This is a genomic window from Corallococcus llansteffanensis, from assembly GCF_003612055.1.
In the GTDB taxonomy this organism is placed as follows: domain Bacteria; phylum Myxococcota; class Myxococcia; order Myxococcales; family Myxococcaceae; genus Corallococcus; species Corallococcus llansteffanensis.
Window position 1 is genome coordinate 35275 of the sequence record NZ_RAWB01000011.1, and the last position, 10109, is coordinate 45383.

The 10109-nt window shown below is 70.1% G+C and carries 11 protein-coding genes; 9 read left to right on the top strand and 2 right to left on the bottom strand.

The genetic code is table 11. The features are described 5' to 3' along the window. Position 1: 1 nt before the first annotated feature. Complete coding sequence (locus tag D7V93_RS02010) at positions 2 to 529, bottom strand: aminoacyl-tRNA deacylase (protein ID WP_120641721.1); 528 nt, start codon at positions 527 to 529, stop codon at positions 2 to 4. Between the two features lie 135 nt (positions 530 to 664). After that, entirely contained in the window at positions 665 to 1987 is a 1323-nt protein-coding gene (gene astB / locus D7V93_RS02015; RefSeq protein ID WP_120641722.1) for an N-succinylarginine dihydrolase, read from the bottom strand. A gap of 18 nt (positions 1988 to 2005) precedes the next feature. On the opposite strand from astB, the gene D7V93_RS02020 reads away from it, so the two are divergent. The 9 genes from D7V93_RS02020 (at position 2006) to hpf (ending at position 10079) form a co-directional block, all read left to right on the top strand. Then, the gene (locus D7V93_RS02020) at positions 2006 to 2959 is read left to right on the top strand and encodes a lysophospholipid acyltransferase family protein (RefSeq protein WP_120641723.1); all 954 of its coding nucleotides are present in this window, start codon (positions 2006 to 2008) and stop codon (positions 2957 to 2959) included. A 13-nt stretch (positions 2960 to 2972) separates the two neighbouring features. Continuing rightward, positions 2973 to 3524, top strand: a complete 552-nt coding sequence (locus tag D7V93_RS02025; RefSeq protein ID WP_120641724.1) for an LptA/OstA family protein — start codon at positions 2973 to 2975, stop codon at positions 3522 to 3524. After that, the gene (locus D7V93_RS02030; RefSeq protein ID WP_120641725.1) at positions 3521 to 4162 is read left to right on the top strand and encodes an LptA/OstA family protein; all 642 of its coding nucleotides are present in this window, start codon (positions 3521 to 3523) and stop codon (positions 4160 to 4162) included. Before D7V93_RS02025 ends, D7V93_RS02030 begins: the two co-directional genes overlap by 4 nt. Next, on the top strand, positions 4159 to 4902 hold the full coding sequence (gene lptB, locus D7V93_RS02035; protein ID WP_120641726.1) for an LPS export ABC transporter ATP-binding protein: 744 nt from the start codon (positions 4159 to 4161) through the stop codon (positions 4900 to 4902). Before D7V93_RS02030 ends, lptB begins: the two co-directional genes overlap by 4 nt. A gap of 252 nt (positions 4903 to 5154) precedes the next feature. After that, complete coding sequence (gene rpoN, locus D7V93_RS02040; RefSeq protein ID WP_120641727.1) at positions 5155 to 6675, top strand: RNA polymerase factor sigma-54; 1521 nt, start codon at positions 5155 to 5157, stop codon at positions 6673 to 6675. Positions 6676 to 6732: 57 nt separating this feature from the next. Beyond that, the gene (locus D7V93_RS02045; RefSeq protein WP_120641728.1) at positions 6733 to 7380 is read left to right on the top strand and encodes a GNAT family N-acetyltransferase; all 648 of its coding nucleotides are present in this window, start codon (positions 6733 to 6735) and stop codon (positions 7378 to 7380) included. A gap of 73 nt (positions 7381 to 7453) precedes the next feature. Beyond that, positions 7454 to 8197: a hypothetical protein gene (locus tag D7V93_RS02050; protein ID WP_147451008.1), complete on the top strand. Its 744-nt coding sequence runs from the start codon at positions 7454 to 7456 to the stop codon at positions 8195 to 8197. Positions 8198 to 8299: 102 nt separating this feature from the next. Further along, positions 8300 to 9181: an SDR family oxidoreductase gene (locus D7V93_RS02055; protein ID WP_120641730.1), complete on the top strand. Its 882-nt coding sequence runs from the start codon at positions 8300 to 8302 to the stop codon at positions 9179 to 9181. A gap of 220 nt (positions 9182 to 9401) precedes the next feature. Beyond that, entirely contained in the window at positions 9402 to 10079 is a 678-nt protein-coding gene (hpf, locus tag D7V93_RS02060; RefSeq protein WP_120641731.1) for a ribosome hibernation-promoting factor, HPF/YfiA family, read from the top strand. Positions 10080 to 10109: the final 30 nt, after the last annotated feature.

The following is a 10109-nucleotide window of genomic DNA, read 5'->3' on the forward strand; positions in this document are numbered from 1 at the left end:
GTCAGGCCGGCGCGCCCGACTCCTCGATGGAGCCGGAGTAGGGCTCGTCCCTGCGCGACTCGGAGGGAGGCTGGATGAACGTCGCGACCAGCGGCCACTCCAGGCGCGCGAAGTCCTGGAAGCGCAGCTCCAGGGCCTCCTCGTGTGAGCCCGCGCGGAAGAGCAGGCGCTCGTTGAGGCTGAGCGACTCATCCATCGCCACGGGCATGCCGTACAGCTCTCCGAAGGGAGGCTCCGCGCCGGGCTCGCAACCCGGGAAGTGGTCGACGAACTCGGCCTCCGTGGCCAGTCGCACGGAGTGCGCGCCCAGCATGTCGCGCACCTGGCGCAGGTCCACCGTCGCCAGCGCGGGCACGACGACGATCCACGGTTGCCGGTTCGCCTTCACGATGACGGACTTCGCCACGCGCCAGCTCGGCACGTTCAGGACTTCCACCAGCTCCATCGCGGACTCGGCCCGAGGGTGGGCATACCGCTCGAAGGGGACGCGATGGCGCCGGAGGTACTGCTGGATGGCGATCGGGATCATGGGGACGTCACCTCCTTGCCTTGAAGGTGTGTCCGGACGACGCGTGGGGCCAATCGCCTCCAGGCTCAGGGCGGACGTGCCTGCTGGTGCCCGTCCGGTGTTTCGGAGGGCAGGCAGGCAAGGCTTGCGCCCGGCTCACTGCTGGAAATCGTACACGCTGCCCAGCTTGAGCAGGCGGGTCAGCTCGTCGAGCGCGGTCATCGTCTCGCGCGCCAGCAGCGGATCCCTCACGTCCTCGGGGCGCAGCACGTCGCGGTAGTGGCGCCGCACCCAGGTGGCCAGCGTCTCGTGCAGGGCGGGCGAGTAGAAGACGTCCGCGGTGATGGCGGCCCGCTCCGCGTCCGTCAGGGAGATGCGCTGTCGCAGGCACGCCGGGCCGCCGCCATTGTTCATGGACTGCCGGACGTCCAGGTAGTGCACCGCCTTCACCGGGTTGTCCTCGGCGACGACGCGCTCCAGGAAGGCGCGCGCATGGGGCGTCTCGCGGCTCTCGATGGGCGCGATGATGGCCATGGTGCCGTCCGGCAGCGACAGCACCTGCGAGTTGAACGGATAGGCCTTCACCGCGTCCTTCACCGGCAGCTCGTCGTTCGTCGCCACCACGGAGCGGAAGTCTGGCCCCAGCTTCTGGCGCAGCGTCTGGAGGAGCGCGGGGTGGTCCACGAACGCCAGCGCGTGCAGCATGAGGAAGCGCTCGTTGCCCACCGCGAGCACGTCGGTGTGGAACGCCCCCGCGTCGATGCCGTCCGGATGCTGCTGCGGAAGGACGACCTGCGCGGGGTCCAGCTGGTGCAGCCGCGACAGGGCCTGGCTTGCCTCCAGCGTCTGGCGCGCGGGGAAGCGCTGGGGCCCCTTCACGTCCTGCCACGCGCTGCGGCCCCAGGCGAGCAGGTGCACGGCCTTGTGCCCCGGCGTCGCGAGGCGCGTGTGGTTCGCCGCGCCCTCGTCCGCGAAGTGCGCGGCGCCCGGCAGCGGGGCGTGGACCTGGAAGTGCTTCGGATCCGCGAAGATGGCGCGCAGCACCGCGTGGGTGGTGTCCGCCTCGATGGCGCGGTGGAACATCTGCGTGAGGTTCGCGGGCGTCAGGTGCACCCGGCCGTCCGCCGTGTCCGCCGACGGCGCGACGGTGGCCGCGTTCGCCGTCCACATGGCGGAGGCGCTGGAGGTGAGGCGCAAGAGGTGCTCCGCGTCGCGCGCGGCGCGGGTGATGACCTCCTCGTCGGTGCCCGTGAAGCCCAGCGTGCGCAGCGTGCGCAGGGACGGACGCGGCTGGGGCGGCAGCACCGCCTGCCCCACGCCCAGCTCCGAAACGAAGCGCATCTTCTCCAGCCCCTGGAGCGCCGCCTCCCGGGGGCGGCTCGGCTGGCCCCCGTGGGTTTGTGACGCCAGGTTGCCCGGCGAGAGGCCAGCGTAATTGTGGGTCGGACCAATGAGGCCGTCGAAGTTGTATTCGCGCATGGGATATGGAGACGCGTCGTGGAGCGTCCTCCTCTAACAAAGCGCCTGAAGCGTACCCTGCGCTACCTGCTCATCGCCGGGATGTTGCGCCTGCTCCAGTTCCTCTCGCTGGGCGCGGCCCGCACCCTGGGGATGACGCTGGGCGGCTGGGCCTACGCCATCGCCGGGGGCGAGCGGCGCAAGGCCCTCAAGTCGCTCGCCCGCGCCTTCCCCGACCGGAGCGACGCCGAGCGTGACGCGCTCGCCCGTGACGCCTTCCGCCACCTGGCCGCCGCCGCCCTGGAGGTGGCCTCCACGCGCGCGCTGGATGCCGGGCTGGAGACCCTGGTGTCCTGGCCCCCGGAGGACCGGCGGGTGCTGGAGGCGGCGCTGGCGAAGGGGAAGGGCGTCGTCTTCGTGTCCGGCCACGTGGGCAACTGGGAGCTGCTCGCCCGGCGCGTGGCGAAGGCGGGCTACCCCAGCCAGAGCATCGCGAAGGAGACCAGCGACCCGCGCCTCACCGCGCTCGTGGAGGACTTCCGGGCGAAGGGCGGGGTGCGCAGCATCTGGCGCGGCCAGGAGGGCGCGGCCCGGGCCATGCTCCGGGCCCTGCGCAGCGGGGAGATTCTGGGCATCCTCATCGACCAGGACACCAGGGTGCAGTCCGTCTTCGTGCCCTTCTTCGGAGAGCTGGCCGCCACCCCGCGCGCGGCGGCGGACCTGGCGCTGCGCACCGGCGCGGCGGTGGTGGTGGGCTTCTGCCAGCGCGAGGGCAAGGGCTACCGGCTCACCATGGAGGAGGTGCCTGGCCCGGACGTGGCGGACCGCGAGCAGGCCGTCCAGGCCCTCACCGCCGCCCTGTCGCAGCGCATCGAGGCGGCCATCCGCCGGGCGCCCGAACAGTGGGTGTGGATGCACCAGCGGTGGAAGACGCGTCCTCCCGAGGACGCTCGCCCGGCCCTCGCCGACACAGCGGCCGCCCCGGCGCGGTGATAAGGAAGATCTCGTGTCGCGCCTGCTTGCCTTGAGCTTCCTGGGACTCCTCGCCACCGCCTGCGCACCGCGCCGTCCCGCCGAGGGCGCCGCGAACGAACCGCGCCCGGACGTGGTGCTGGAGGGCGCGCGCCTGCGCTCGTTCGAAGGCGACAAGCTGCTGGTCTCCGGCACCGCGGCGCGCGTCCTGTACCGGCGCGCGGGCGGCGAGGTGCAGGCCACGGACGTTGTCGTCCGGCTGCCGCCCGGCCAGGGCTCGCGGGGCTCACCCCTCCCCATGGCGAGCGGCACGGAAATCACCGCGCCGAATATGGACGGCAGCCTCGCGTCCAGACAGTGGGTGGGCACCGGGGGCGTCGTCGTGCGCACGGGTGACGGCATGGTGGCCCGCACGCCGAGGCTCACCTACGACGCCACGGTGCAGCGGGCGCATGGCGAGGAGGGCGTGACGGTGAAGGGCCCCGACTACCAGATGCGGGCGGACCGCTTCGTGCTGTCCGCCCCGGACGAGACGTTCACCTTCGAGGGCGCGGTCGAGACCGTGCTGGGTGGAGCGACGCAGTGATTGAGTTCCTCGTGATGGCGCTGTTCCTGGCCCAGCCGACGCCCGCGCAGGCGGCGCAGCCCACGGCTCCGGGTACGCAGGCCGTGGCCCCGAAGCCCGGCTCCGTGACGCCGAAGCCCGGTGCCCCGAAGCCCCTCGACGCGGGCACGCCGCCAGCCCCGGTTCCCGCGCCGGGCGCGTCGCTGGCCCCGGTGGACCTGCGCAACCCGGTGGACCTCTCCGCGGACCACGTCACCGGCGACCGTGCCCAGGCGGTGCTCACCGGCAACGTGCGGGTGAAGCACCAGACCATGGACATCCGCTGCGACAAGATGACCGCCTACTACAACCAGCCGCGCCAGGTGACGCGCGTGGTGTGCGCCGGCAACGTGCGCGCCGTGGATGGCGACCGGCAGGCCCGGGGCGAGCGCGCCGACTACGACGTCCCGTCCGGCGTGCTGGTGGTGACGGGCTCCCCGGAGGCCCGCCAGGGCAACACCTACGTCACCGGCACCAAGGTGCGCCTCGTCCTGGGCAACGAGCGCGTGGAGGTGGAGAACGCCCGCATCCTCGTGGAGTCCCCGAACTCCACCGCCGTCCCCGGCACCCGCAAGAAGACCCCCGCGACGCCCAAGCCCGGCGCAGGCACCGCCCCATGAGCGATGGCGCGAAGCTCTACGCGGAAGGGCTCCAGAAGGCCTTCCGCCGCCGCCAGGTGGTGCAGGCCGTCTCCTTCAACGTCGCCCCGGGCGAGGTGGTGGGCCTGCTGGGCCCCAACGGCGCCGGCAAGACGACGAGCTTCAACATGGTGGTGGGCCTGGTGACGCCGGACGCGGGCCGCGTGCGTGTGGGCGATGAGGACCTCACCCACCTGCCCATGCACCGCCGCGCGCGCCGGGGCGTGGGCTACCTGCCACAGGAGGCCTCCGTCTTCCGCAAGCTCACGGTGCGCCAGAACTTCCTGTCCGTCCTGGAACTCCAGAAGGGGCTCGGCCGCGCGGAGCGGGAGAAGCGCGCCGACACCCTCCTGGAGGAGTTCGGCCTCACCCACGTGGCCGAGTCCTGGGGAGAGACGCTCTCCGGCGGCGAGCGCAGGCGCGCGGAGATCGCCCGCAGCCTCATCCCCGCCCCCCGCTTCATCCTCTTCGACGAGCCCTTCGCCGGCGTGGACCCCATCAACGTGGGCGACCTCCAGCGGCAGATCCACCTGCTGCGCGAGCGGGGCCTGGGCATCCTCATCACCGACCACAACGTCCAGGACACCCTGGGCATCTGTGACCGGGCCTACATCATCGCACAGGGGCAGATCCTCGAAGAGGGCACCCCCGCGCAGATCGCCGGGTCCGCCCGCGCCAGAGCCGTCTACCTGGGAGACCGTTTCCGTCTCCAGGCGCCCTGACAATCCAGCCTCCCCGTATGCCTCCAGCTGCTCCGGGTGAAGTTGGCCCCGGTTTTGCGTCGACGTTTGAACATCGGGCAGGCAGGCGGGGGTTACGGCAACCTTCTGGATTTCTTGCGGATTTCTCACAATGCAATCCAGGAACCACGCAGGGGGGCACTGGACGTGGCCGAGGGTCCTTGTTAGGTTGGCACGGTCCTTGATTGGAAACTCCATTCAAGTGGCATGCCCGTCTTCTGGAGACGCCCCCTCATGGCGATGGAACTCAAACAGAGCCTGAAGCTCGCGCAGCAGCTGGTGATGACGCCCCAGCTGCAGCAGGCCATCAAGCTCCTCCAGCTCTCGCGAATGGAGCTCCTGGACCAGGTCCGCGAGGAGATGGAGCAGAACCCGCTCCTGGAGCAGCCCGAAGAGGGCATGCCGGGTGAGGTGAGCGAGAAGGAGCCGGGCGAGGCCTCGCTGGAGGCCGACAACGCCGAGGCCGTCCGCGACGGCGACATGCCCTCCGCCAACCCGGAGACCGCCCAGGAGTTCAAGGCGGACGGCGAGGGCCCCCCGGAGATCGACTGGGAGGCCTACCTCAACAGCTACCAGTTCAACGAGCCCACCACCGCCTCCAACAAGGGCAACGTGGCCACGGACGACCTGCCGTCGTTCGAAGCCAACATGGTGAAGAAGGAGGACCTGGTCGACCACCTCCAGGAGCAGCTGGGCACGCTGCGGCTCAACGAGGCCGAGCGCCGCGTGGCGGTGCTCATCCTGGGCAACCTGGACGACGACGGCTACCTCAAGCTCCCGGACATCGAAGGCGACCCGCTCATCCGCCTGTCCAACGAGGCGGACGTGCCCATGCACGTCGCCGAGCGCACCCTGCGCCGCATCCAGAACCTGGAGCCCCGGGGCTGCGGTGCGCGCGACCTGCAGGAGTGCCTGCTCATCCAGCTGCAGGCGATGAAGGACCCGAGCGCCGCGCTGCTCGGCCTCATCATCAAGCGTCACATGAAGTATCTGGAGTCCAAGAACCTGCCGGCCATCGCCAAGGACCTCAAGGTCACCCTGGACGAGGTCGTGGCGGCGGCGCGGCTCTTGCCGAAGCTGGACCCGCGGCCGGGCCGCAACTTCAGCGGGGACGACGCGCAGTACATCACCCCCGACGTCTTCGTCTACAAGCTGGGCGAGGAGGACTACACCGTCGTCCTCAACGACGACGGCCTGTCCAAGCTGCGCATCTCCGGCATGTATCGGAACGCGCTGAAGAACGGCGCGGTGAGCCCCGGGCAGACGAAGGACTTCATCCAGGACAAGCTGCGCAGCGCGATGTGGCTCATCCGCTCCATCCACCAGCGGCAGCGGACCATCTACAAGGTCACCGAGAGCATCGTGAAGTTCCAGAAGGACTTCCTGGACAAGGGCATCGCGCACTTGAAGCCCCTCATCCTGCGCGACGTGGCGGAGGACATCGGCATGCACGAGTCCACCGTCAGCCGCGTGACGACGAGCAAGTACGTGCACACGCCGCAGGGCATCTTCGAGCTGAAGTACTTCTTCAACTCGTCCATCTCGCGCGTGTCTGGCGAGGACACGGCCAGCGAGGCCGTGAAGCACCACATCAAGCAGCTCGTGTCGCAGGAAGACTCGCGCAACCCGTACTCGGACCAGAAGCTGGTGGAGCTCCTGCGCTCGCAGGGCACGGAGATCGCCCGGCGCACGGTGGCCAAGTACCGCGAGGTGCTGGGCATCCTCCCCAGCAGCAAGCGCAAGCGCTACTACTAGCGAAGGTCGCGCTCCGGCCCTGCACGTCAGGGCCGAAGTGGGGCATGAAGCGGGTCCATGAACCCTTCGGACTCCCTGCCCCCGACCGACGCCGAGGTCCCCCGCCGCGACCCCGTGCCCCTCGTCGTTCCGCCCGTCACCCTGGAGGGGACGGCGGTGCGGCTGGTGCCCCTGTCCACGGCCCACGTGCCCGCGCTCACGGCGCTCTGCGAGCCGGAGCTGTTCGCGCACTTCTCGCGTGTGCTGCGCACGGAAGCCGACGTGGCGGACTACGTCGCCGTCGCGCTCCGGGCGGCGGACGCGGGCACGGAGCGCCCCTTCGCCATCTGTGAGCAGGAGAGCGGGGACGTGGTGGGCACCACGCGCTTCCTGGAGATTCAACGCGACTTCCGCACGCTGGAGATCGGCTCCACCTGGCTGGGGCGGCGCGTGTGGCGCTCGCGGGTGAACACCGAGTGCAAGTACCTGCTGCTGCGCCACGCCTTCGAGACCCTGTCGGTGATGCGCGTCCAGCTGAAGACGGACCGACGCAACGAGCGCTCGCGCGCGGCCATCGCCCGCCTGGGCGCCACGTTCGAGGGCATCCTGCGCAACCACATGCTGGTGCGCGGCGGCATCGTGCGCGACAGCGCGTACTACAGCGTGCTCGACACCGAGTGGCCGGCCGTGAAGCAGCGTCTGTCCGGACTGCTCGCGCGGGAGTGATAGGGTCTGCCGCGCTATGTCCCTTCCTGTGCTCTTCGCGCGTCGGACCGTGGGTGGAATCCGGGTCCTCGGTGTGGTTGGAACCCTCGTGTCGCTCATCGGCTGTAGCGGCGGCGAGACGAAGGTCATGTCGCTCGCGGAGATGTCGGACCGCACGCTCACCTACGCGCTGGCGGACGTGGACGACGTGGTGACACCGGACGCGCAGGGCGCGCACCGCTTCACCGTCAGCTACTCGGTGTCGAAGGACGGCGCCCCGTGCTCCCGCTTCGCCGACGACGTGACGGCCACCTTCAACGGCGAGCCCATGACGCTGGTGCCGGGCGGCGCGTCGGACGTGGGGGGCCGGGCGGACACGTGCGAGAACAGCCGCGCCTTCTTCAACTACGACCCGGCCGCCTGGGGCCGTGAGCCGGTGGGCGACATCATCGTGCAGCTCCAGGACGCCACCCACACCGTGCGCCTCGTGCTCCAGGGCGCCAAGGCCAAGCGTCAGTTCACGTTCCAGGGGGAGGGCACCGCGGACCGGCTGCGCGTGGGGCAGACCTACGCGTTCCTCTGGGAGCCGGCGACGGAGGTGCCCGGCCCCATCGAGGTCGTCCTCTTCCGCGAGGGCGGCCGGGCGCCCACCAACCTCACCGCCACGCAGGAGGGGGGGAAGGTGAGCATCACGGTGCCGCCCAACACCCCGCAGGCGAACCACACCCTCACCCTGGGCGCGGACCTGGCCGGCGTCGTGCGCGAGTGCGTGGGCGTGGCGTCGTGCGACGGCGGCATCTTCCACTCACAGGACTTCCTGGTCTCCGTGGTGCCCTGACGCCGTGCCTTGAAGCGGGCGGGCAGGCGCACCTGGCGTCATTGCCGCTCCGCGCCAGCGGCTCCACCGTGAGGGAACCTTTTTCCCTCACGGAGCAAGCCCATGGCCCGCAACCCCGATCCCCGCAGCGCTGGCCCCAAGCCGCCCTTCCCGGAGCAGACACAGCCCGCGCCCGGCCACGAGGGCGCCATGTCTCCGGAGCCCGATTACGGCGAGCAGTCGTACAAGGGCCTGGGCCGGCTGAAGGACCGCGTCGCGCTCGTCACCGGAGGCGACAGCGGCATTGGCCGCGCGGTGTGCCTGGCCTTCGCGCGCGAGGGCGCGGACGTGGCGTTCGCCTACCTCAACGAGAGCGACGACGCGAACCACACCCGCCGCGTGGTGGAGGCGTCCGGCCGGCAGGCGCTGGCGCTCGCGGGCGACATCGCGCTGGAGGCCACCTGCAAGAAGCTGGTGGAGGACACGGTGAAGCGCTTCGGGCGCATCGACGTGCTCGTCAACAACGCGGCCTACCAGGGCAAGTCGGTGGAGAAGTTCGAGGAGCTGGACGCCGAGCGCGTGGAGCGCACCTTCCGCGTCAACATCCTCGCGATGTTCCACCTGGTCCGCTACGCGCTGCCGCACATGAAGGAGGGCTCCACCATCATCAACACCGCGTCCATCCAGGCGTATCAGCCCTCGCCCAACATCCTCGACTACGCCACCACCAAGGGCGCCATCGTCGCCTTCACCAAGGGCCTGTCCCAGGAGCTCATCAGCCGCGGCATCCGCGTCAACGCCGTGGCGCCCGGGCCCGTGTGGACGCCGCTCATCCCGCAGTCCTTCGACGGGGAGAAGGTCAAGGAGTTCGGCAAGAGCAACCCCACGGGCCGACCCGCACAGCCCGCGGAGCTGGCGCCCTCCTACGTGTTCCTCGCCTGCGACGAGTCCCGCTTCGTCACCGGCGACATCCTGGGCGTCACGGGCGGCATGCTGCTGGCATGAAGCGGGGATTCCGCGAGGTCCCGGACAGGAAAATGGGGCCCGGGTCGGAATCCCGCTCTCGTGGTGGGCAGCGGACACAAGACGTGTCCTCTGGCGGTCGCTTGCGCGAGCGCGTGTCGTCGACAGGAAATGCCAACCTGGAGGGACGGGTTGCTTTCGGCGTGGGCTCCGTCTCTGATCTGTGACGGAGCTTACCTCTCTCCCTAGGAGGCGGCCACGCATGCAGCTCAACATCACCTTCCGTCAGTTCGGAGCGTCGGATTCCCTGAAGGAGTACGCCCGTGAAAAGGTCGATCGGGTGAACCGACTGCTGGACCGGGCTGGAGAGGCCCACGTGGTCCTGTCGTTGGAGCGGCACCTGCACCACGCGGACATCACCATCCACTCCGGCGCCTGGATCCTCCGGGGGCGTGAGAAGAGCGATGACATGTACGCGTCCATCGACCTCGCGATGGACAAGATCGAGCGCCAGCTGCGCCGCTACCGCGACAAGCTCAAGTCGCACCACGGCAAGGAGAAGGTCCACCACCGCCAGGACCTGGTGAACACGCTGAAGGTCCGCCACGACGTCTTCGAGGTCTCCGAGTCCCTGGACTCCACCGAGGCCTCCGAGGCGTCCGTCACGCCGGTGACGCCGGTCACCGCCGGGTCCCGGACCGACACCGCGCAGGCGGCCGAGGCAGGCATCGCGCGCCTGGTGCGCACCACGCACCTGGCCATCCAGTCGCTGTCGGTGGACGACGCGGTGATGCAGATGAACCTGATGAACAACGACTTCTACGTCTTCCAGAACCAGCAGTCGCAGGCGCTGTCCATCGTCTACCGCCGCAAGGAAGGCGGGTTCGGCCTCATCGAGCCGCACCTGCCGTCCGAACCGGTGGCCGCCACCGGCACCTGACGTCCAGGTGTCCGGCCCACCCCCCGCGTT

What these genes read in the sequence shown, in the direction of transcription:
- D7V93_RS02010 (WP_120641721.1), bottom strand. Translation starts at nt 529, where the DNA reads ATGATCCCGATCGCCATCCAGCAGTACCTCCGGCGCCATCGCGTCCCC.
- D7V93_RS02045 (WP_120641728.1), top strand. Translation starts at nt 6,733, where the DNA reads ATGAACCCTTCGGACTCCCTGCCCCCGACCGACGCCGAGGTCCCCCGC.
- rpoN (WP_120641727.1), top strand. Translation starts at nt 5,155, where the DNA reads ATGGCGATGGAACTCAAACAGAGCCTGAAGCTCGCGCAGCAGCTGGTG.
- lptB (WP_120641726.1), top strand. Translation starts at nt 4,159, where the DNA reads ATGAGCGATGGCGCGAAGCTCTACGCGGAAGGGCTCCAGAAGGCCTTC.
- hpf (WP_120641731.1), top strand. Translation starts at nt 9,402, where the DNA reads ATGCAGCTCAACATCACCTTCCGTCAGTTCGGAGCGTCGGATTCCCTG.
- D7V93_RS02055 (WP_120641730.1), top strand. Translation starts at nt 8,300, where the DNA reads ATGGCCCGCAACCCCGATCCCCGCAGCGCTGGCCCCAAGCCGCCCTTC.
- astB (WP_120641722.1), bottom strand. Translation starts at nt 1,987, where the DNA reads ATGCGCGAATACAACTTCGACGGCCTCATTGGTCCGACCCACAATTAC.